The sequence below is a fragment of the Lysobacter sp. N42 genome (assembly GCF_004344885.1).
Genome location: NZ_SKFB01000001.1, coordinates 551,939 through 574,739, shown reverse-complemented (window position 1 = coordinate 574,739; position 22,801 = coordinate 551,939). Strand labels below are relative to the sequence as shown.

At 44.3% G+C, this 22,801-nt stretch carries 22 protein-coding genes; 5 read left to right on the top strand and 17 right to left on the bottom strand.

The window, feature by feature from the left end:
- Positions 1-19: 19 nt before the first annotated feature.
- The 3 genes from EYQ95_RS02895 to EYQ95_RS02885 form a co-directional block, all read right to left on the bottom strand.
- Positions 20-820, bottom strand: a complete 801-nt coding sequence (locus tag EYQ95_RS02895; protein ID WP_111914201.1) for a DUF1338 domain-containing protein — start codon at positions 818-820, stop codon at positions 20-22.
- A gap of 27 nt (positions 821-847) precedes the next feature.
- Complete coding sequence (locus tag EYQ95_RS02890; protein WP_111914202.1) at positions 848-2,206, bottom strand: class II 3-deoxy-7-phosphoheptulonate synthase; 1,359 nt, start codon at positions 2,204-2,206, stop codon at positions 848-850.
- Positions 2,207-2,344: 138 nt separating this feature from the next.
- Positions 2,345-2,980 (bottom strand): flavin reductase family protein, encoded by a 636-nt coding sequence (locus tag EYQ95_RS02885; protein WP_111914203.1) that lies wholly within the window; start codon positions 2,978-2,980, stop codon positions 2,345-2,347.
- Positions 2,981-3,091: 111 nt separating this feature from the next.
- Between EYQ95_RS02885 and pepE the strand changes: the two genes are divergently transcribed.
- Entirely contained in the window at positions 3,092-3,793 is a 702-nt protein-coding gene (pepE, locus tag EYQ95_RS02880) for a dipeptidase PepE (protein WP_111914204.1), read from the top strand.
- Positions 3,794-3,806: 13 nt separating this feature from the next.
- Here pepE and bioD read toward each other — a convergent pair whose 3' ends face one another.
- From bioD to bioB, 4 genes are read right to left on the bottom strand one after another with little or no spacing between them, the layout of a single operon-like run.
- Positions 3,807-4,520 carry a dethiobiotin synthase gene (bioD, locus tag EYQ95_RS02875; protein WP_111914205.1) on the bottom strand — a complete coding sequence of 238 codons (714 nt, stop codon included), beginning with the start codon at positions 4,518-4,520 and terminating at the stop codon, positions 3,807-3,809.
- Positions 4,521-4,525: 5 nt separating this feature from the next.
- Positions 4,526-5,326 carry a methyltransferase domain-containing protein gene (locus EYQ95_RS02870; RefSeq protein WP_111914206.1) on the bottom strand — a complete coding sequence of 267 codons (801 nt, stop codon included), beginning with the start codon at positions 5,324-5,326 and terminating at the stop codon, positions 4,526-4,528.
- Complete coding sequence (locus tag EYQ95_RS02865) at positions 5,323-6,513, bottom strand: 8-amino-7-oxononanoate synthase (protein WP_111914207.1); 1,191 nt, start codon at positions 6,511-6,513, stop codon at positions 5,323-5,325. The genes EYQ95_RS02870 and EYQ95_RS02865 overlap by 4 nt, the downstream gene beginning before the upstream one ends.
- Positions 6,513-7,550 carry a biotin synthase BioB gene (gene bioB / locus EYQ95_RS02860; protein ID WP_370451213.1) on the bottom strand — a complete coding sequence of 346 codons (1,038 nt, stop codon included), beginning with the start codon at positions 7,548-7,550 and terminating at the stop codon, positions 6,513-6,515. Before bioB ends, EYQ95_RS02865 begins: the two co-directional genes overlap by 1 nt.
- A 65-nt stretch (positions 7,551-7,615) precedes the next feature.
- Between bioB and bioA the strand changes: the two genes are divergently transcribed.
- On the top strand, positions 7,616-8,935 hold the full coding sequence (bioA, locus tag EYQ95_RS02855; protein WP_111914208.1) for an adenosylmethionine--8-amino-7-oxononanoate transaminase: 1,320 nt from the start codon (positions 7,616-7,618) through the stop codon (positions 8,933-8,935).
- 48 nt (positions 8,936-8,983) lie between these two features.
- Positions 8,984-10,384: an asparagine--tRNA ligase gene (asnS, locus tag EYQ95_RS02850; RefSeq protein WP_111914209.1), complete on the top strand. Its 1,401-nt coding sequence runs from the start codon at positions 8,984-8,986 to the stop codon at positions 10,382-10,384.
- Positions 10,385-10,406: 22 nt separating this feature from the next.
- Here the strand turns inward: asnS and EYQ95_RS02845 are convergent, their stop codons facing one another.
- Positions 10,407-10,967: a nitroreductase family protein gene (locus tag EYQ95_RS02845; RefSeq protein ID WP_111914210.1), complete on the bottom strand. Its 561-nt coding sequence runs from the start codon at positions 10,965-10,967 to the stop codon at positions 10,407-10,409.
- A 117-nt stretch (positions 10,968-11,084) separates the two neighbouring features.
- On the opposite strand from EYQ95_RS02845, the gene sppA reads away from it, so the two are divergent.
- Together sppA and ansA are read left to right on the top strand one after the other, a co-directional pair.
- Positions 11,085-12,923 (top strand): signal peptide peptidase SppA, encoded by a 1,839-nt coding sequence (gene sppA, locus EYQ95_RS02840; protein WP_111914211.1) that lies wholly within the window; start codon positions 11,085-11,087, stop codon positions 12,921-12,923.
- Positions 12,920-13,933 carry an asparaginase gene (gene ansA / locus EYQ95_RS02835; RefSeq protein ID WP_111914212.1) on the top strand — a complete coding sequence of 338 codons (1,014 nt, stop codon included), beginning with the start codon at positions 12,920-12,922 and terminating at the stop codon, positions 13,931-13,933. The genes sppA and ansA overlap by 4 nt, the downstream gene beginning before the upstream one ends.
- Here ansA and EYQ95_RS02830 read toward each other — a convergent pair.
- The 9 genes from EYQ95_RS02830 to fabG all read right to left on the bottom strand — a co-directional run bounded on the left by EYQ95_RS02830 (position 13,930) and on the right by fabG (position 22,784).
- On the bottom strand, positions 13,930-15,897 hold the full coding sequence (locus EYQ95_RS02830; RefSeq protein ID WP_111914213.1) for a GGDEF domain-containing protein: 1,968 nt from the start codon (positions 15,895-15,897) through the stop codon (positions 13,930-13,932). The genes ansA and EYQ95_RS02830 overlap by 4 nt on opposite strands.
- Positions 15,898-16,231: 334 nt before the next feature.
- Positions 16,232-17,014, bottom strand: a complete 783-nt coding sequence (locus EYQ95_RS02825) for a TatD family hydrolase (protein WP_111914214.1) — start codon at positions 17,012-17,014, stop codon at positions 16,232-16,234.
- A 20-nt stretch (positions 17,015-17,034) separates the two neighbouring features.
- Positions 17,035-17,937, bottom strand: a complete 903-nt coding sequence (locus EYQ95_RS02820) for a hypothetical protein (protein ID WP_111914215.1) — start codon at positions 17,935-17,937, stop codon at positions 17,035-17,037.
- Positions 17,925-18,545: a dTMP kinase gene (gene tmk / locus EYQ95_RS02815; RefSeq protein ID WP_111914216.1), complete on the bottom strand. Its 621-nt coding sequence runs from the start codon at positions 18,543-18,545 to the stop codon at positions 17,925-17,927. The genes EYQ95_RS02820 and tmk overlap by 13 nt, the downstream gene beginning before the upstream one ends.
- Positions 18,545-19,555, bottom strand: coding sequence for an endolytic transglycosylase MltG (gene mltG / locus EYQ95_RS02810; protein WP_165831922.1), 1,011 nt, complete (start codon positions 19,553-19,555; stop codon positions 18,545-18,547). The genes tmk and mltG overlap by 1 nt, the downstream gene beginning before the upstream one ends.
- A 7-nt stretch (positions 19,556-19,562) precedes the next feature.
- Complete coding sequence (gene pabC, locus EYQ95_RS02805; RefSeq protein ID WP_111914218.1) at positions 19,563-20,348, bottom strand: aminodeoxychorismate lyase; 786 nt, start codon at positions 20,346-20,348, stop codon at positions 19,563-19,565.
- Positions 20,349-20,356: 8 nt separating this feature from the next.
- Positions 20,357-21,598 carry a beta-ketoacyl-ACP synthase II gene (fabF, locus tag EYQ95_RS02800; RefSeq protein WP_111914219.1) on the bottom strand — a complete coding sequence of 414 codons (1,242 nt, stop codon included), beginning with the start codon at positions 21,596-21,598 and terminating at the stop codon, positions 20,357-20,359.
- A 104-nt stretch (positions 21,599-21,702) separates the two neighbouring features.
- A complete protein-coding gene (gene acpP, locus EYQ95_RS02795; RefSeq protein WP_072155431.1) occupies positions 21,703-21,942 on the bottom strand; it encodes an acyl carrier protein in 240 nt (79 codons plus the stop codon).
- 104 nt (positions 21,943-22,046) lie between these two features.
- Complete coding sequence (gene fabG / locus EYQ95_RS02790; protein ID WP_111914220.1) at positions 22,047-22,784, bottom strand: 3-oxoacyl-ACP reductase FabG; 738 nt, start codon at positions 22,782-22,784, stop codon at positions 22,047-22,049.
- Between the last annotated feature and the right edge of the window lie 17 nt (positions 22,785-22,801).

Sequence of the window (22,801 nt, the reverse complement as noted above, 5' to 3'; positions counted from 1 at the left end):
GGCACTAAGCCCGTTTTTGTTATCTATTTTTATTGGTGCTTTCAAAAATTTTATCAGCAGACGCTGCTACAAATCCTGTGTAGTAATCACCGTCGTTGTTTTTATAACGGCGAGCAAACTCGTAAAAACAGCTCGGAATACGTACTGTTTCACCGTTGAAGTTCACGTCAACTTCATCTGCCATGGTTGAAGACTGTTCTAATAAAACTTCTGGAGAACCTTTAATTTCGCCACCTGAAGTATTAAGTGTAAAACCAGCGTCTTTAAGTTGCTGGTTCACATGCTCTAGCGTGTCAAAGTCGTTTAAAGCGTTCACAGATACAGTGAAATGGTTCGCACAAAAGCCAAATGCACTCATCCAAGCCGCATACTCACTTTCCGCAAGTAACTGCTCGTAGTTTTTATAATCAATATTCCAGTGTGTACCAGAATACATAAATTCAGGTTTACCGACCTGATCTGCGGGAATTTGCGCAACCATGTCTTTAACCATGGCTTGAAGCTCTGGAGAGAACTCTTCAACCAGAAGCTCACTAATGAAAATCTTAGGCAGATTTGGATCTGCATGCTCGTAATGTTTCGCACGCAACTTCTTTTGCTCGAAATGGTAATCGCCATTCGCGAAGTAACCCATATCTTCGAAATGCTTTGCCAACGTTTCTAAACGAACCGGTTCTAAATTAAATGTTCTAAACGCTACGTGATCGTTCACGAGCTCAGCACCCTTGCCTAGCACTTCATGAACTTTAGCCGCTGAAGGCGTACGACTTACATAGTCGTTCCACAAGGACGAAAAGAAATTTTCAACTAATTGACTCATAAAGGTGACTCCTATTAACACCTAAACCTACGCTTTGCCCGCTCTAGCCGCCGACAAAGACTCTGAAACTTGGAATGCTAATTCCAATACCTGATCTGCATTCAAACGCGGATCGCACTGTGTTTTATACCGTTGCTCTAAATCTGACTCAGAAATATCGTAAGCGCCGCCTGTACATTCAGTGACATCTTCACCCGTCATTTCTAGATGAATACCACCAGCATATGACCCTTCCGCTTGGTGAATAGCAAAAAACTGTTGCAGCTCACGAACAATGGCGTTGAAATTACGCGTTTTTAAGCCATTCTCAGCTTTCACGGTGTTGCCATGCATGGGGTCACTAGACCACACCACATGACGACCTTCTGCCTGTACACCACGAATGAGCTTAGGCAGATTGTCCGCCAGTTGGTCGGCACCCATGCGAGTAATGAAGGTCATACGACCCGGAATATTCTCTGGATTCAACGCATCGAGTAAACGAATAGCGTCTTCTGCTGTTGACGTTGGCCCTAACTTAACGCCAATCGGGTTATTAATTCCCTTGAAGAACTCAACATGAGCGTGGTCAAGTTGACGAGTTCTTTCGCCAATCCACACCATATGAGCAGAGCAATCGTAAGGAAGTCCGGTAAGGCTATCGAATCGAGTCAACGCCTCTTCATAAGGCAATAATAGTGCCTCATGGGAAGTAAACAGCTCTGTTTCATGGATGGCTGAATGCGTTTTAGCGTTTATGCCTAGCACTTCCATAAACCGCAAAGAGTCTTCGATCTTGTTCGCAAGCTCGAGGTATCTTTCCTTTAGTGGATTACTTTCCACAAAGCTCATATTCCACTTATGAACCTTGTGTAAGTCTGCGAAACCACCTTGCGCAAAAGCTCGCAATAAATTCAAACATGCCGCTGCGTGGTGATATGCCGTAACCATGCGCTGTGGGTCTGGTACCCGCAACTCGCTGTCGAACTCAGCACCGTTAATTATGTCACCACGGTAAATAGGCAATGTTTCACCATTCAACGTCTCTTCAGCAGACGAACGAGGCTTCGCGTATTGCCCTGCCATTCGAGCTACTTTAACTACTGGCATAGAGCCACTAAAAGTGAGCACGATAGCCATTTGCAGCATGACTTTGAACGTATCTCGAATCTTAGGTGCGGTGAAATCTAAAAACGATTCCGCACAGTCTCCGCCTTGCAGCAAAAATGCTTTCCCTTGGGAAACCTGTCCTAAGTGAGATTGAAGCTGTCTAATTTCTTCTGCAAACACTAATGGAGGAAAAGACTTTAACTGACTTTCCACGCTCGCGAGAGCACCCATATCTGGATACTCTGGCTGTTGTTTTACCGGGAAATTTCGCCAACTACTTGGGGACCAACTCGACATCTTTACCTACAAGTTTGCTGCAATTTAAAATGGTGACCACATCAGAATTAAACAACGCTTTTAAACAGCTGTTTGCCCCTGAGTAATAAAGCGCTAATTATACTGAAAACAGCATAAAATTCAATCAGGATAAGGGTTTTAATCGGGTCTTTTTATCTTAAAAGGTGCAGTTAACCCAGCGTAATTTGCCGCCCCTAATCGAGCTAGAGGGTTAATAACTTGAGCATCGATTTCTAATCTTTCCTTGGTTTCTCCGCCTCTACTAACCTCCGTCACGTTACACGCGGCATCGTCTACATAAACTTTAACTATTTCAGCCATGATTAACGTTTGCGGTGCGCCCTTAATCTGAATTTTTTGATGCACGCGACACGCGAGCGCTACAGGAGCTTTATCAATGCGAGGTAAAGCAAAATCCTCAAAATCGACTAACTCTATTTCAGCAACGTCTAGCTCAGACTGTTCTGCGGGTAATGTCTTTGCTGTGTCTGTAACACTCTGCGCCTGCTCAACATTTGGAATGTGAACCACAAGTAAAGAGCCCTCAACTAGGTTTGCCTTGGTATCTTTGGGTGCATCACCGTCTTTGTTGCCAACCGAAAACGCAATAAGCGCAGGATCGCTAGACACAGCGGTAAAATAAGAAAACGGGGCAATGTTGTAATGGCCTTGCTCATGCTGAGTGAGCACCCATGCAATAGGCCGAGGAATAATGGTTTGTGTCATGATGTGGTATCGCTGACTAGAACTGTATTCTGAAAAATCGATGAGCATGGTTATATTCCGTTCTGGTTTGCATTCATTAAAACTAAATTTGCTTGAGCCTGTTTACCCTAATGTTCTCGTGTAAAATAAAACTTTGTATCAGATTTTCAAGGAGTTTTTATGAAGTCTTTATTGCTTATGAGCAGTTCTCGCAATCACGCCCATCCAACGTACCTTGAACATGGTTTAGACTGGCTAAAGCAGCATTTTGAAAATAAGCAGGTTGTTTTCATTCCATACGCGGGTGTCTCAATGGCGCACCAAGATTACACAAAAACCGTAGGAACTGCTTTTGAAAAAGCTGAAATTGAACTTAGAGGTATAGAATCATTCTCTAACCCACGCAAAGCTATTGAGTCAGCGGAAGCAGTGGCAGTTGGAGGAGGTAACACGTTCATGTTACTTAACCTCATTTATGAAAACGGCATTTACGATCCCTTGAAAGATCGCATCAATAACGGCATGCCTTATGCTGGCTGGAGTGCTGGTTCTAACATTGCTGGACCTTCCATTCGAACTACCAACGATATGCCTATTATTCAACCTCGCTCGTTTAGTGCGCTAAATGCCGTGCCTTTCCAACTTAATCCCCACTACACCAACGCGACTCCCCCAGGACACCGCGGTGAAACACGTAGCCAACGTATCCATGAATTCATGCATGTCGACAACCACACACCTATAATCGGTATCGCAGAAGGTACCGCACTTCACATCCAAAACAGTAAAATGACGTTATTGGGTGAAGACTCAGGCGTGCTCTTTGAAAACTTCAAAGAAACAGAGTTAAAGCCAAGTAGAGACCTTTCTTACCTCTTGTAGTTTGACGACTTAATTAGATTTTTGGCTTCAGTAGACGGTCAACAACGTTAAATTGTTGGTCGTTTTGAAGCCAAAACACCTCTTCATCCTCATGTTGTAGATACGGAACTTCGAGTAACAGAGGAACTTTAAACCGCTCTTTCATAATTGCTTGCAGCGAAGCTATGTTTTCCTGCTGGCGGTTCATACCGATCGGTTCAATTTGGTTAGCTATCCACCCTAGCACCGGCAGCCCCGACTGTTGAATAGCTTGTACGGTAAGTAATGCGTGGTTAAGACAACCGAGACGCATACCTACCACAACAATTACACCCCAACCTTTTTGCGCAACCCAATCCGACAATAGTTGAGTGTCGTTTAACGGTAATAGCCAGCCACCAGCGCCTTCTACCAAAGTAAGCTTTTCTTCTGTCTCACGCTGTTTCCAAGTATCGTCAAGAAGTGACATATCCAACTGAAACTCTGCTTCTTTTGCGGCTATGTGAGGCGCTATTGCAGGCTCAAAGACAATGGGATTTATATACTTGTATCTGCGCTCACCAGAGGCCTTCATTAAGCTTAAGGCGTCGTCGTTCTCCCATCGACTATTCACCCATTCAGCTCCTGCAGATATAGGCTTCCAAGCACCTATACTTCCGAGTTTCTTATACCTTTTGAGCAGTAACGAGGTAACCCTTGTTTTCCCTACCTCAGTGTCACTACCTGTTACAAAAACGCAATCTGACATAACTTTTAATCACCTTTAAATTGAAGGTGAAATACTCCTATCTGGTAGGTTAAATGCAAGCTCCCGTCACTATCCGAGCACTCTTGCTGAATGGCATTGATAAGGTTTGAGTACCAAGTCTTTCCTTTAAGCCCGCTTTCATTTGAACGTTGGTGAATAGTTAACACACCCGCGCCAATCCCCTTTACGCTATCTAGCAAACTCTTGGCACTATCAAACCGGGTATTTATCGACTGCACTTCGCTGGACAAAGTTGCAAAGCCATGGGCGCTAGCTTTCAATGACCAGTCCTCAAACGTTGGGTAACATTGGTAGCCTCGCGTAATATTTCGCTCATATAATCGCTTAAACTCAGGTAACGAGCCTTCTAATAAAGTAGAAAATACAACTCTGCCACCGGGCTTCAGTACCCTAGCAACCTCTTTAAGTAATTCCGACTGCTCATTCGACCATTGAAAAGCTAAATTTGAATAAACTATATCAACACTGGCATCGGCTAAAGGAATTGTATGCATATCACCGACTAACCATGTTTTGCCATTGTGTTCTTGCTGTGCCAGCTCAATCATTTTCTCAGCAATATCTACGCCGATGTAATGTTTGCAGTACAGCTCAAGTTTCTTTGCACTCACGCCCGGACCGCACCCTAAGTCGAGTAATGTGTTACCTGGCGTAATACATTCAAGTTCATGCTCTAACAGTAACTTAGTTTGGCGCTGTAACGTTTCCCGCACGGGCGCATGCGCAATAGTTGCATAGTTACTTGCAGCGCTGTTAAAGGCTCTCGCGATGTTTAACTCACTCATTGCACAAGCTCCGAAACACACCCTAGTAAATGTTCGATGTCATTTAGAGAATGCGTTGCACTTAGAGAAACCCGTAACCTCGAAGATCCTTGTGCCACGGTAGGTGGCCGAATTAAACCACACTGTAATCCGTTATTCTGCAAAGCATTGGCACAGCGAGTAAGTAGTTCCATTTCCTCTGTGGAGCTCAATGGATCTTGAGCTAGGTCCTGCATTTTTATTGGCTGTATAGGACTTTGCAAATCATTCCGTGTGATGGTGTTTACTGTGCTCAAGCCAATTTCCTGAACTAATCGGTTGAAGCTTTTGATATTACCCATCAGCTTCTCTTGTAAACTATTGTCACTTCTCACTATTTGAATGGCCTTTTGCACGGTAGCCGCTAAAGCAGCTGGCATAGCCGTGCTGTAGATGTATTCTGGAGCATAGTTGACCATTCCTTCTACCCAGTCAGAAGGTCCCGCTACAAATGCACCATGGCAACCTAATGCTTTGCCGAAGGTTCCAGTAACGAAGGTTAGCTGCTCCTTAGGTAGCTGGCTCACTGAGCCCTCACCCTGTTTACCAAACCAACCTAAAGTATGGGCATCGTCCACCCAACAAGGAATACCTAGATCCTTACAAGAGCCGTAATCTAAAAAGTCACCGTCCATACTAAACACGCCCTCGGTCACTACTAACGGAAATCGATCGCTGGTTTCCGGTTGATCGACTAAACGCCGTAAGTGATTAAAGTCGTTATGTTTGTATCTGTTAACACTATGTTTATTAGGATCACGCGACTTCTCCAGCAATCCCGCCCCACTTAAAATTGATGCATGAGATAGCTTATCTAGGAACGGGTGAAAACCTGTCTTTAAAAGGAACTGCATTAAGGCTGAATTTGCGGAAAAGCCCGATGAGAAAAGCATAACAGCCTCTACGCCGAGCCAGTCTTTTATTTCTTCTTCGAGTTCATGGTGGGGCTGCTGGTATCCGGAAACTAAAGGGCTACCACCACTACCAACTCCCCACTTACCCACGGCGTTCTGATATGCAGTAATTAAGCGTTCATCTTTACTTAGGCCAAGGTAGTCATTACTTGAGAAATCGACATTATTCGAAGGCATCAGCTTACGCTCACGCAGTAAGCCATCGTTACTGCGCTTATCAATCCATTGCTGACACTGCTGCAATGGTGTTTGCATTACGCGTGAGCCTCATCCCTAGCTTCTTCGCTTTGCTTTGAGTTACAAGCTGGCGCTTCTGGTTTGATACCCAAGCGTTGAAACAGTTTCTGATCTGACTCGGCTACAGGATTTGCTGTGGTTAATAGTTTTTCCCCGTAAAAAATAGAATTCGCACCAGCAAAGAACGCGAGCGCTTGCAGTTCATCACTCATCGACTCGCGCCCAGCTGACAAGCGAACGTGTGAATTAGGCATAGTGATACGAGCCACAGCTATCGTTCGAATGAAGTCAAACGGATCAATGTCCTCGACATTTTCCATGGGCGTTCCAGCTACTTTAACAAGCATATTAATCGGTACACTTTCAGGAGGTGTTTCCATGTTTGCCAATGCAGAAATAAATAGAACGCGATCAGACTGTTCTTCCCCGAGGCCGACAATTCCCCCAGAGCACACCTTCATACCAGAAGAACGTACATTATCAAGTGTATCTAGTCGGTCCTGAAAGGTTCTGGTGGTAATGATGTCTCCATAAAATTCAGGTGCAGTGTCGATATTGTGGTTGTAATAGTCTAACCCGGCAGATGCTAATTCCGTCGCCTGCTCAGCACTTAGCATGCCCAACGTCATACAGGTTTCCATTCCCATTTCTCGCACACCTTCAATCATGGCCCGCAGCTTAGGCATATCGCGATCTTTAGGATTTCTCCATGCAGCACCCATACAGAAGCGAGTAGCGCCTGTTTGTTTAGCACGGTGCGCTTGTTCAAGCACTTGTTGAACTTCCATCAACGCTTCTTTTTCTAATTCAGTATTATATCTTGCGCTTTGCGGGCAATATTTGCAGTCTTCCGGGCAGGCTCCGGTTTTTATCGACAATAGCGTAGACACTTGCACTTCGTTCGGCGCAAAATACTCTCTGTGGGTTTGATGAGCCTTAAACAGTAAGTCGTTAAATGGTAATGCGAATAAGTCACTTATGGCTTTTTTTGACCATTTTACTTGGTTTGGATCGTGAATCTTAACTGTCATGGCTTCCTCAAATTTTTGCTGCATATTGGTCGCATAGATTAGTGAGAATCGGTACACTGTCAACATGAACACCCACCAAGAGTTTACCAATGGTTAAATTTCAATCAACCGAGAAAGATTTAGCTTTCGATAAAGCCCATATTTGGCATCCTTATACCTCTTTGCATAAGCCTCTACCCACTTATCCCGTTGTTTCGGCGAACGGTTGCAAACTTATATTAGATGACGGTCGTGAACTTATTGATGGGATGGCCTCCTGGTGGGCCGCAGTGCATGGCTATAACCATCCAAGGCTGAACGAAGCAGGAAAACAGCAAATAGATAATATGGCGCATGTCATGTTTGGTGGTATCACTCACCCACCTGCGGTTGCGCTTGCTAGACAGTTGGTAGAAATAACACCGGAACCATTGCAAGCTGTGTTTTTGGCTGACTCGGGCTCCATAAGTGTAGAAGTGGCTATTAAAATGGCTATTCAATACCAATATAGCCGTAATAAACCTACGAAAAATAAAATGCTTACCATTAAGCGGGGTTACCATGGCGACACCTTTGCCGCCATGTCGGTATGTGATCCTGTAAATGGTATGCATGAGCTTTTCACCGGTACACTTGCACAACATTTTTTTGCAGAAGCTCCTTCGTGTGGTTTTCATGATGAATGGAACCAAGAAGATATTGAGTCTCTTGCGAACCTACTCCACCAAAACCACGAGTTTATCGCCGCAATTATTTTAGAACCTGTTGTGCAAGGTGCGGGAGGTATGCGCTTTTACCATCCGCAATACTTAAAAGAAGCTAGAAAACTTGCCGATCAGTACGACGTTCTTTTAATCACAGACGAAATTGCTACTGGTTTCGGCCGTACAGGTAAGCTTTTTGCTTGTGAACACGCAGGCATATCACCCGATATTATGTGTGTAGGAAAAGCCCTAAGTGGAGGTTACCTAACACTTGCAGCTACGTTAACCACTCAACATGTCGCACACACCATTGGGCAAAGTAAAGCCGGTGCGCTTATGCATGGACCAACCTTCATGGGTAACCCGCTCGCGTGCGCCATTGCTAACGAAAGTGTAGCTATGATTCGGGAGAATCATTGGCAGTCACAAGTAACTCATATAGAGCAACAACTCCGAGATGGTTTACTTAGCCTAAGCCGATATTCGTATGTGCATGATGTGCGGGTACTGGGCGCAATTGGTGTGGTAGAAATGACTTACCCAGTAGACGTTGCTAAAGCGCAAGCTCTATTTGTCGAGTGCGGTGTTTGGATACGTCCTTTCGGCAAGCTTATATATATTATGCCGCCCTATATAATTACAGGTGAAGAACTTGATATACTGATCGGAGCAATTCGAGACCTTTGTGAACAAGCTGAATCCTATATTTTACTTGAGTCTAGCTAAGTTCTCGGTAACATAACCGCAATTAATAAAATAATGTTGGAGACATTCATGGCCGTTGCTGTTGTAAAGGACGTCCTATCGGGCAAATTTTCTGTTGGCGATACTGTAGTTGTACGTGGTTGGGTTAGAACCCGCCGCGACTCGAAAGCTGGTATTTCTTTTATCAATATTCATGACGGCTCGTGCTTCGATGCTGTTCAAGTTATTGCCCCAAATGATCTTCCAAATTATGCGAACGAAATTCAAAAGCTAACCACAGGTTGCTCTGTTGCGATAACAGGGACCGTAGCTGAATCTGCTGGTCAAGGCCAAGACTTTGAATTGCAAGGTACACACATTGAAGTATTAGGTTGGGTAGAAGACCCAGACACCTATCCCATGTCGCCTAAACGCCATAGTATGGAATACTTGCGCGAATACGCACACCTGCGCCCTCGCACGAATATCACCGGCGCTGTTACACGCGTAAGACATTGTCTTGCTCAAGCTGTTCACCGCTTTTTCCACGAACGAGGGTTTTACTGGATTAGCACCCCTATTATCACCACCAGCGACGCTGAAGGTGCTGGCGAGTTATTCCGTGTTTCTACCTTAGACCTAATGAACTTGCCGAAAAAGGAAAATGGTGAAGTCGACTTCAAAGAAGACTTCTTCGGAAAAGAAGCATTCCTCACAGTTTCTGGTCAGCTGAACGTAGAAACCTATGCTTGTGCTCTTTCTAATGTATACACGTTCGGTCCAACATTCCGTGCAGAAAACTCGAACACGAGCCGACATCTTGCCGAGTTTTGGATGATCGAGCCTGAAGTCGCCTTCGCTAACTTAGATGACGTAGCAGGTTTAGCTGAAGACATGCTGAAGTTTGTTTTCAAGGCTGTATTAGAAGAACGCGCTGATGACATGGCATTTTTTGCTCAGCGAATCGACAAAGAAGCGGTTTCTCGACTACAAAATGTTATCGACAACGACTTTGTTCACATGGACTACACAGATGCTGTAGAAATACTGCAAAACTGTGGTGAGAAATTTGAATATCCTGTGAGTTGGGGTACAGATTTACAGTCTGAACACGAGCGTTACTTAGCGGAGAAGCACGTGGGTGCACCTATCATTCTGAAAAACTATCCACGTGATATTAAAGCATTCTACATGCGTCAGAACGACGACGGTAAAACCGTTGCTGCAATGGATGTATTAGCCCCAGGTATTGGTGAAATTATCGGTGGTAGCGCACGTGAAGAACGACTAGATGTTCTAGACGACCGAATTGATGCACTAAACTTACCGAAAGAAGAATACAGTTGGTATCGTGACCTTAGAAAATACGGCACGGTTCCACATGCAGGCTTTGGACTGGGTTTTGAGCGCTTGGTAGCTTACGTGACAGGTGTTCAGAATATTCGAGACGTTATTCCGTTCCCTCGGAGTCCGAAAAGCGCAGAATTTTAAAAAAAGCCCGAAAGGGCTTTTTTTATACCTGCAAAAAATCAGTCGCGGAAACCATTACCGATTGAGGTTTTGATGGTTTGATAGGTATATCCACCTTTGGGGTACCGAGGTATACAAACCCTACGATATCCTCTCCATCAATGCCTAAACGCTTTTTCACAGTATCAGACTCTGCATAAGGTCCTGTGCGCCAGATCGCACCATAACCTTGTACAAAAGCGGCTTGAACAATTGAATGTGCAGCACACGCTGCTGTCGCGAACTGCTCTGCCCTAGGAATTCCCTGGTCGTCTTGGTAATTCGTGACTACCGTAATGATCATAGGGGCACGTAATGGCAGCTCTTTAGCTCTATTTATAGCTTGGTCACCATACTCCTCCTCTAGAGCGGCCTCGTAATATATATCACCTAGCAGCTTTAACTCGTCACCTTGAAAAGTAATCAGACGATATGGCACCAAGCTTTTATGGTCTGGCACCCTTAATGCTGCCGCATGAAATAACTCAAGATCAGCGGGAGTTGGCCCAGGAGAAACTAACATGGGCATAGAAGAACGATTTAAGAGTAAATGACGAGCATGCATACAGCTTACCTTTTTGATATATCTGCACTTCGTTTTTATGCTGTGAATCGGTACACTAGCATAACTATAAAAACACTAAATAACGACCTCTTTCGACGGGTATAGGCGTTTAGCAATATGAGTTGGATTCGTTTGATTTTAAAAAAAATTAGAGCTGCTTTTCACTTCTTCAAAAAGGTGGTCGTCAACTTAGTTTTTATCATTCTTGTGCTGTTCGCTGGGCTTCTGATGTTCAGCGGCCCTGATTACACTGAAATTCCGGAATCTGGATATCTGGTGATCAATCCGAACGGTTACCTAGTAGAGCAAGTTAGTTATACCCCACTGATTGAACAGATTAGAAATAACTCCTTTAGTGGCCAAAGAGATGTTTCTGAGATTAGTGTTTATGACCTAATGGCCGCGGTAGACCATGCTTCACAAGACGAAAGAATTTCTGGAATCGTTTTGGACTTACGTTACTTTGCTGGCGGCGGCTTAAGTAAACTGACTCAATTTGCCGACAAACTAATTGAATACCGCGAGCAGACGGGCAAACCAGTCTATGCATTTGGAGAATATTACAGCCAAAGCCAATATTATGTTGCGGCGCACGCAACTGAAGTATTCCTAGATCCGGCAGGTTCGGTCGATCTACAAGGGTTTTATACCTACCAAACCTACTTGTCCGGTTTATTGGAGCGTTTAAATATTAAAGCTCATATCTTTAAAGCCGGTGATTACAAAAGTTCAGTTGAGCCCTTTTCTCGAAATAGCATGTCTCCAGAGGCGCGAGAAGCAACCTCGTCTTGGTTAAATCAGCTTTGGAGCTATTATATCGACAATGTGACCGAGCACCGTATTGTTGACCAGCGCGTAGCAAGCGGTTTACTGGCAGACTATTTATCTATATATGAAGAGGTAGGATATAAGCGAAGTGAACTTGCCGTTCGCGCAGGTCTAGTCGATACGCTTTCATCGCGTCAAGCGTTCTATGATCACGCTAGTGAAACGGCAGAACACAATGACTTTACCCAAATAAGTTATCGTGATTATTTGCAAACAAGAGAACATGAAATAGGTGCTACAGAACACGACCTACCCGAAGTAAGAGTTATTACGGTATCTGGCGAAATTTATTACGGACACAGCGGGCAAACATCCAACGCTGGCAGCTTCGATGTTATCAATGAAATTCAAGAAGCAAGAGAAGACGACAACGTAAAGGCGGTATTGCTCCGTATTGACAGTCCAGGGGGCAGTGCTTTCGCCTCTGAACTTATTCGCACAGAACTTATAGCACTTAAAGAATCAGGAAAACCCGTCTTTGCCTCTTTTGGGTCTACGGCGGCATCAGGTGGATATTGGATAGGGTTGGCTGCTGACCGTATTTTCGCAACACCAAGCACACTAACCGGCTCTATCGGTGTGTTCGGAATCGTATTTACCATGGAAGAGGCGCTTTCTAATGTTGGTATTCAATCAGACGGTATAGCAAGTACTGAGTACCCATTTATCGACAGCTTCCAAGACTTATCTCAAAGCGCCGAGGTTATTTTGCAACGCGATGTAGACACAACTTATGAACAATTCGTAGGGTTAGTCGCTGAATCTCGCGCTATGAATTACAACCAGGCTTTAACAGCTGCAAATGGGCGTGTATGGACCGGTACGCAAGCACTATCTCATGGCTTAGTAGACGAAATTGGTGACATTACCGAAGCGATAAATTCTTTAGCGGAACACGCAGAGTTAGAAAACTATATTGTTAACCGCTCGTCCAAGGAAAGGTCTTTCTTTGCTCAATGGGTGAGCCAATTGTTCAACAGTAAGGCTGTTGAAAGCAATTTATTTAATCAGCAACGTCAAACGTTATTGCCACGCGTATTAAACGAGCTTGAGCATATTGAACAATATAACGATCCGCGCAATGTTTACGCACGTTGTTACAGCTGTCAGGAGTTACTCGTACAATGAGTCACCGTAAAAAAATTTATATCGCGTACACAGGCGGTACGATCGGAATGATGCGTTCAGAGCAAGGCTACGTGCCGGCTCCAGGCTTTCTTGAGCAGTCTTTGAAAGGTATGCCTGAATTTTACCGTCCAGAAATGCCTGAGTTTGAACTTTGTGAATACGATCCATTGATGGACTCGTCAGATATGAGTCCTCGTGACTGGCAACGTATAGCTTCCGATATTGAATCAAAATACGATGACTACGATGGATTTGTAGTACTGCATGGCACAGATACTATGGCCTATACGGCGTCTGCGCTTTCTTTTATGTTTGAAAATTTGAATAAACCCGTCATAGTAACAGGTTCTCAAATACCGCTTGCAGCACTACGTTCAGACGGGCAGGTTAATTTACTTAACTCCTTGTATATTGCTGCGCATTACCCAATACCAGAAGTTGGTCTTTTCTTTAACCACTACCTTTTCCGCGGCAACCGCGCCACGAAAGCAGATGCGGATGGTTTCGATGCTTTTGCTTCACCTAACTTTCCAGCACTTATCGAGGCGGGAATAGACATTGAACTTGTGGCTGGAAAAATTCAGGAATCGAACGGCGAAAAATTGCGTGTTCAACAGGTTACCGCGCAGGAAATTGGCGTAGTGACTTTATATCCTGGTATGAGCTCAACCATTATAGACAGTTTAATTAATCAACCAGTTAAGGCCCTTATTATAAAAAGTTTTGGAGTCGGTAACGCACCTCACAAAGGACCTTTAATTGAAGCCATTGGGCGCGCTGTTGACGCGAATATTCCGGTAATCAATATTACCCAATGCTTTAAAGGAACCGTGAATATGAGTGGGTATGCAACAGGCAATGCTCTTGCCGACATGGGGGTTCTGAGTGGCGAGGATCTTACGGTTGAAGCAGCGCTCACCAAGCTTCACTACTTACTAAGTAAAGGTATTAGTGATAAGCAGTTAGCTTTTGAATTCGCTCGAAATTTACGCGGTGAACTATCTAACTAGTCACCGTTTTCATCGGCTAAAGCCCACTGGTTTCGACCCGCACTTTTCGCTTTGTAAGCAGCTTTGTCAGCACGGCGCAGCATGTCTAATTCACTTTGGTCGGTTAGCTGGCGCTGCGCTACCCCTACACTAACAGTAACCTCAATTAACCCTGCTTCGCTGGTAACTTGCGAAATGCTATCGACAATTTGTTGTGCAATTTCAACAGCTCGCTCATTCGGACAGCCCGGTAAAACAACCACAAACTCATCACCACCTAACCGCCCTACCCAGTCAGAGTCACGAATAATGTTGTCTAATGTTTGTGCAACTTCGGCCAACACCCAGTCACCTTTCTCATGCCCAAAGGTGTCATTTACAAGCTTAAAATTATCTAAATCTAGGGCTAAAAATACGAGTTGCTTATTAAACAACTGAGCGTCGTGCCAAGAATTATGCATAACTTGCTCGAGCCCTCTTCGATTGAGAATTCGGGTAAGTTCGTCGCGGTAGGCTTTCGACTGTAAGTCTTCAATTTTGGAATTCCGCTCTGTAACATCAGTAACCGTTCCTACATGCCCTAAACAAATACCATGGTCGACTACAGGCTTACTTTGAATGTGGAACCATTTCACGATGCCGTCCGGGTTTAAAAACTGCACTTCGGCCTCGTACTCGCGCTCTTCATTCAGTGCCTCCAACCATTGCTCTCGAATACCTTGCTTATCCTCTTCTTGAAAACCGTCTACAAATGCACCTTTCAACAAAGCTTCTCTCGTATGCCCAGTCATAGTCATAAAGGTTTCATTCACGTATTCCAAACGGCCCTCACGGTTAGCCATAAAGTGCCCTACAGAGGATGTACTTAATACGAGGTCGAGATACGCTTCTTGCTGCTTAAGTTCTTGTCGCGCACTTTCCTTTTCACGTAAAAGGTCATTGAACCGTCCAACCAAGACATCCAACTCGTCTAACCCTGTTAATCCCAAATCGATAGCTTTACCCGATCTAACTCGCTCAACATTGTAAGTTAAACGTTTGAACACCTTCAGTCTTCGCCGAACAATAAATGATATGAGTAAAATAGCGAAAAGCGCAGCAATGGTGCCAGTTTGCAGTTGTAGCATTTGTAGCGAGGAAATTTCTTTATATACGTCACTTAAGGGAATAGCTACACCAACCACCCAAAGCGAATTTGGGAGTCGTTTATAGGTTTGTAACCAATTTTCGCCGTCGTATTGCTCTACAGACGCTGCATGTTCGGCAGAGCCAAGGCGAGATGCCACCACCATTTGTCTGGAAGCAGGTAACACACTATTAAACTCTGTATAGTTAGGATGCAAAATCACATTAAGTTGCGGCGACAGGAGACCTACTTCATTATGGCCACCAACAGACAACTCACCTAAGCTTTGAAAAAATGAACTGTTTGCAATTTCGGTGTTACCTACCAACACATACCTAGCAGCTCCTTGAACTACTACAGGCATTGCAAAACTTAGTATTCGTTTTTCAGACACGTAGAGGCTAATCGGCTCACTAATCTTAAATCGCTCAGAGGCAATAACCTCTGGTAGTACGTAACTTATGACGAGCTCTTTGGTACTTTCCGTTGGTCGCATCGATTCATTTGAGGTTTGAAGCAACTGGCCATTCGAAGAAATAAGCCAAAGCGAGTCAAATTCGGCAGCTTGCGTCATTGTTTCTGAGAGCTGGGTAAACAGCTCTTCGGCTCCCTCCGGCTCACCTTGAGACGACATTCTGCTTGCTAACGTTTCCAGCACGATTTCTCTATTACGCAGCATCTGCTGTACGGCAAAACCTACATTTTCAGTGCGTTCCATCAACTCATGCGTTGCTCGCTCTACCATGGCTTCTTTTTGGTATTTAAACGAAACAATAGCAATACTTGCCATCACAATAATGAGAGCAATTGCGAGCGACAAAGTTAGGTGAAATGACAGCCTAGAGGGAAGCTTCATCATAATGTACAAGCGCCGTGATTAAGATACTTTGAGTGTAGTAGCATTCCATTAAAAGCCAAAGTAAAGATCAAAAAACACAGAGACTTATCGACAATTTACACACAATTTAAAGAATTCAAAGGAAAAAAATTTGAGAATAAAATTTTAGCGACTATATTTTATTTATATGCTTATTTTTTAAGCATTTCGTAGGATTCTCCCTGCGGCGACGTATCATTTAAACATCGCCGCCTTTGCAGGAGTTAGCGCATGGCTCGAAAGAGCCTTTTCCCCTGAGCTCGGAACACCTGCCTTGGTTCCGAGCTTTTCTTTGTCTTCAATTTGGCTTCACTAACTAAAGCTGACCATTGCCTTTCGCTAGTTTGAACAAATCGTAAAAGTTCGTGCGAGTTTGCTCTGCTACCTCCGCTACCGAAATACCTTTCACACCCGCAATACATTGGGCTACGTGAGGCACAAAACCAGGTTGATTTTCCTTTCCACGGTGAGGAACTGGTGCGAGCCATGGAGAGTCAGTTTCTATAAGCATTCGATCGATAGGCAATGCTTTAACGACTTCCCTAAGTTTTTTCGCATTATTAAAGGTCGCGATACCGGAAATTGATATGTAAAAACCAAGGTCAATGGCTTGCTTTGCCATCTCCAACGACTCTGTAAAACAATGGAGAACTCCACTACAACGCTCTGCACCGCCTTCTTTAAGCATTCCAATGGTGTGTTCGCGCGCGTCTCTTGTATGGATAATCAGTGGCTTGTCTACTTCGCACGCAATTTCTATATGACGAGCAAAGCTGTCTTGCTGTTTCTGGTGATACTCTTTGTCGTAATAGTAGTCTAAACCGGTTTCACCCACGGCAACAACGCGATCGTCTTGCAAACATTCTCGTAACACCGCTTCATCTAGATTGCCCTTTTCCATGTAAAGCGGGTGAACACCACAGGAAAAACTAACGCCACTGGGGTTTCCTACGGCTTCACGCATCTCTGGGTAGTCTTCAAGCGTTACCCCCACACATAAAACATGTTCCACATTCTGAGACTTGGCTTCACGCAAGATATCAGCGGGCTTTGCGTGCTTAATTTTGTCTAAGTGACAATGAGAATCTACAAACTGCATAAATGTTGTCGCTTTAGCTTCTATTGAAAGGACTTCACGGCTATGTCACTGAATAATGAATGAATAAGTGTATTCATATTCATGCCGCCTGACTGGTTCTGCTTCTTAAGTTCAAGTACCTGATTATACCAAGAAAGCAGTTCCGGTTCGACGCTTGCCTGTTCAAGGGTTTGTGTCCTGATTTTTTTCTGTAAGCTTAAAAGGAAATCATCAAGCCATTGTTCCAGCTCTTCACCTTTGTCGGGAAACTCTGGAAGCTGACCTGCCAATAATTGTTGCAGAGCGTTTGTCGCCTCTAAATTACTCGACTGCAAATCAGCTAATGCTTTGAGCGGCCGAGACTGAGCATAGGTCAGCGTATCGGAATCTGTTTGCTTGATACCAGAATGAGCCTTTAACCAATCATGCAATTCCTCAAGGCTCGGTTTAGGCAAAGAAAATAGCGTTAACCGACTTCGTATGGTTGGCAGCAATCTAGAAAAACGTTCAGGAGAAACAATGAGGTAAGTTTTTTCGGGCGGCTCTTCAAGTACTTTTAACAACGCATTGGCTGCTGCTTCGGTCATCTTCTCTGCATGTTCTATCCAAATAACCTTACATCCGGATTGATTAGCCCTTGCCCACACGCGCTCCTGCATTTTTCGAATAACATCCACACCAATCTTTTTATCATCTTCTGGAGTTACTCTAAGAAAGTCAGGGTGGTTACCAGCCTCAAATAACAAGCAAGACTTACAACGACCACAAGCACTATTTCCATCTTCCTGACACATCAGCCAGGCGACCAAAGCTTGAGTTATGCGTTGGCTACCGGCGTCTGGTTGCCATGGAACCCCGATGGCATGAGGTAGCCCCTTACCATGCTTAGCCTGTACCCACTGCATCCACAATGGGCTTAACCAGGGTAAATTCACTTCGGCCATTGTTGCTCCAAAGCGTCGATGATTGCTTGTTTAACTTCAACTTCGTTATTATGCGCATCTATAGTCACGATACTATCGTCTATATCCGCGAAATGTTGATAAGCTTCGCGAGTTCTTTCGAAAAAGCTAATCTGTTCTTTTTCTATGCGGTCTAGCGCACCACGAGTTCTAGCTCTTTGCAAACCTACCTCAGGTGTAATATCTAGATACAACGTTAGGTCAGGCTTAAATCCGTGTAACGTAATTTCTGAAATTTGAGCCAGTAATTCTTGACCAAGTTCCCGACCTCCGCCTTGATAAGCCCTTGAAGACAAGTCATGTCGGTCGCCAACAACCCAATATCCGTTTTCTAAAGCCGGTTTAATCTTGTTCTCTACCAGCTGTGAGCGCGCTGCATACATCACGAGAAGCTCAGCCTCTGCCGTAACCTTCTCTGCCCAGTCTCGCTTAATGAGTTCTCTTAGTTCTTCCGCTAACGGCGTTCCGCCAGGCTCGCGAACTTGCTCGAATGCTAAGCCTCTTTGCTTCAACCACTCACAAACCGTAACAATTGCCGTTGATTTTCCGGCACCTTCTAATCCTTCAATAACAATAAACGCAGGTTTCATTAGTTTCTCTGATACTGTTGTACGGCTCTATTATGTTCGATCAGCGATTTAGAAAACACATGGGTTCCATCATTTCGACTGACAAAATAATAGTAATCTGTTTGCGGTGGATTGAGCGTTGCCTCTAGTGCCGCTCTACCTGGCATAGCAATAGGTGTTGGCGGCAAACGATTAATGCGATATGTATTATACGCGGTATGCTCTTGAATATCAGAACGGTAAATTACACCTCGATACCTTTCACCTAAACCATAAATAATTGTGGGATCAGATTGTAGTCGCATCCCTCGGTTTAGCCGGTTCACAAACACCGAGGCCACTAGGCTACGTTCACCGTCGGCTCCTGTTTCTTTTTCTACAATCGAAGCAAGAATGAGGGCTTCGTAAGGCGACTGAATAGGTAAACCTTCCTGCCTGTTTTGCCACAACTCTTCTAGAATGGTTTCCATTTGCTGGGCGGCTTGGCGGTATATCTCGGCGTCACTGGTATACGCATGAAACCGGTAGGTATTGGGGTGTAATAGTCCTTCCGGGTGCCCAGCCGAAAAAGGAAGCTCTAATTGTCTAGCAACCTCTTGTGCAGAGAGACCGTCCCACTCCAATTCCAACCATGGGTGCTGGGCGATAATTTCGCGCCACTCTTTGAAATTCAGCCCTTCAGCAAAGGTTATTGAGAATAAATGTTGCTCTCCATTGCTGAACATTCTCCAGAGACTAGCTAATGAAGTGGATTCTGGCAGTGAATAAACGCCCGCATGTAACTGAGAAATGTCTGTAAATATTCGAGATGCCAAATATGCGTGTTCCGCAGATTTTACCACTCCAACTTTTTCTAATTCATTCAGTACTTTTCGTGCGGTAAACCCTGGCTCGATTTCAAAATAGACAACATCGTCACCCACTGAAATCTCTTGTTCATAAACATTTTTTAAATAAAAGTAGCTTGTTGCTATTAACGCAATACCAAGCACCAAGCCAATAACAAAAGTAACTTTTATAATTCTAAACACTAATCGCTTACCAACTTCCAAGATCGTAGAGACTACGTTGTGTAAAACCGTTAAGGTTGTTTGCATTAAGTGTACGGACGCTTACAACCTCTAGCAAGGAGTTCGTAATAACTATCTCGTCCGCCTGTTGTAGATCGTCAAGGTTAAATTCCACACACTCAAAGTCTGGCCTCTGCGACAGTATATGTTCACGAATTACGCCTCTAATTCCAGAATTTCTCAAGCTAGGCGTACGCCAGTTTGTACCCCATCGACAAAAAACATTACCGGCCGTCGCTTCTACTACCTTTTGGTCTGTATCGAGAACGATAAGGTCGTTAAAACAAGGCTTATCACCTAACTCCATTTTAAGCATAACTTGCTCTAAACGGTTCAAAGTCTTCAAACCTCGAAGCTCAGGCATAACAGTTCCTAACCTTCGTTCAGCAACACCTACGTTCATTCCCTGTTTCTTAAACTCGGCATAATCCTCCGGAATAGGAAAAACAGAAATAATCACATTTACGTGTTGCTCTAGCGGCACTTGATAACCACGACCACCTTCTCCCCTAGTTATGGTTATTCGGGCACCACAATCGCAAGGCATGTCGTTTTCTTCAGCTTCATGCTTCAAGCACCTAAGTATGTATTCTTCACTTGGCGTGTCGATTCCTAGCACGCTGCAACACTCTGTTATACGTTGCCAGTGAAGTAACCAAAAGCTTGGAGCCCGATTACTAATGCGTAATGTAGTGAAAAAGCCATCACCATAAAGAAAGCCTCGGTCTTTAATCGATATTTTATCGCTATCCATTTGCCACCTTACTCATAACGAGTAAACAACAAGCTTCCATTTGTGCCACCAAAGCCAAAGGAGTTACATAACACGGAATGAATGCTTCGTTTCTGTGCAGTGTGGGCTACAAAGTCTAGGTCGCATTCATCTGCTGGGTTATCTAAATTAATGGTAGGTGGAGCAATTTGGTCCCGGATAGCAAGAATGCTGAATATTGCCTCTACCGCACCGGCAGCTCCTAACAAGTGGCCTGTCATCGACTTTGTAGAACTCACACATAGTTTGGATGCATGCTCGCCAAATACGCTTTTAATTGCCCTCACCTCAGCTACATCGCCAGCGGGCGTTGATGTTCCGTGCGCGTTAATGTAATCCACGGTCGATTTTTCCACTTGTCCGTCGTTCAACGCGTTGATCATTGCTGCAGCAGCACCCTCTCCATGTTCTGGCGGAGACGTCATATGATAGGCGTCTGCGCTCATACCAAACCCTTTAACTTCAGCAATAATATCGGCACCGCGCTCTAAAGCGTGTTCAAGAGACTCTAGAACAACGACTCCTGCACCATCACCAAGAACAAAACCGTCGCGGTCTTTGTCCCAGGGCCGGCTTGCCTGTTGAGGTTGATCATTTCGTGTCGAAAGTGCACGTGCTGCATTAAACCCGGCTATACCTAATGGCGTTGAACCTTTCTCAGCTCCCCCAGCTATCATCACATCGGCATCTCCGTAAGCAATAATACGAGCGGCTTGTCCAATGCTGTGAACGCCTGTGGTACAGGCTGTAACAATAGAAAGATTAGGACCTTTCAGGCCATGTAGCATTGAAACTTGGCCAGAAATCATATTAATAATCGAAGACGGTACAAAAAATGGAGATACTTTTCGTGGACCACCTTCTGTGAGTTTTTGATGGTTCTCTTCAATACCTTTTAACCCACCAATACCCGAACTAATCATTACACCTATGCGATGACAATTCTCGTCGGTCACTGCTAACTTTGCATGCTCTATAGCTTCCTTTGCTGCCGCAACACCATATTGTACAAAGGTATCCATCTTCTTTACGTCTTTACGAGACATATAATTCGTCGGCTCAAAGTCTTTAACCAAAGCCGCAAACTTAGTGTTGTAATCGGTTGTGTCGAAATGCTCGATCATGCCAACACCAGACTGACCAGCCAGTACTGAGCGCCAAGTTGTTTCGGTATCTAAACCATTTGGAGAAATTGTACCTAGGCCTGTAATAACAACGCGTTGCTTAGACATAAACGAAATCCATAGTTATTTTTATTTACCAAGTCCCCTACTATAACGCAGATAAAAAAAGGGCGGAATGACAACATTCCGCCCTTTCTCTAGAATTCTACAGCTTACTCTTCAGAGTGCGCTTTCACGTAGTCGATTGCAGCTTGAACCGTACGGATCTTTTCAGCTTCTTCGTCTGGAATTTCAGTTTCAAACTCTTCTTCCAAAGCCATAACCAACTCTACTGTGTCTAGAGAGTCTGCGCCTAGGTCGTTTTCAAAAGAAGCTTCAGACTTTACTTCTTCTTCTTTAACACCTAGTTGCTCAATAATGATTTTTTTTACGCGTTCTTCGATAGTGCTCATTTGGATCCCTCAATCGGTCTCTGATTAAATTTGCGGGTAGTTTAGACAAACGAACCGCATGATTAAAGCAAAAATTTAAATAATGGTGCGAGGTATGACCTCAACTAGGCCATATTCATCCCACCATTTACGTGAATAGTCTCACCTGTAATGTAAGCTGCACCTTCAGACGCAAGGAATATCACAGCTGCCGCAATTTCTTCAGGCTTACCTAATCGAGCAGCAGGAATCGTATCAAAAATTTTGCTCTTTTGCTCTTCCGTCAATGCTTTTGTCATATCGGTGTCAATAAATCCTGGAGAAACCGCGTTTACGGTAACGCCTCGAGCCGCTATTTCTTTCCCTAAAGACTTAGTAAAACCAATGAGTCCGGCTTTCGCTGCACAATAATTCGCTTGGCCAGGGTTACCTGTTGTACCGACAACCGAGCCAATGTTAATAATACGACCGTTACGCTTTTTCATCATACCACGCATTACGGCTTTGGATATTTTAAACACCGCAGTAAGGTTGGTCGCAATAACGTCGTCCCACTCGCTTTCTTTCATTCGCATTAACAAGTTGTCTCGAGTGATACCTGCGTTATTCACTAATATATCAATAGCACCGAACTCGTCTTGAACATGCTTAATAAAGCTATCGATAGCATTCTCTTCGGTTACATTTAACCTCATACCTTGGCCATGGTCACCTAAATAGCTGCTAATAGCCTCCGCACCACTATCGCTGGTTGCCGTACCAATCACTTTAGCACCGCCGGCTGCGAACTGCTCCGCAATTGCACGGCCAATACCGCGACTCGCACCAGTAACCACCACTACTTTATCTGCAAAATTAGACATGCGTCCTCTCTTCACTC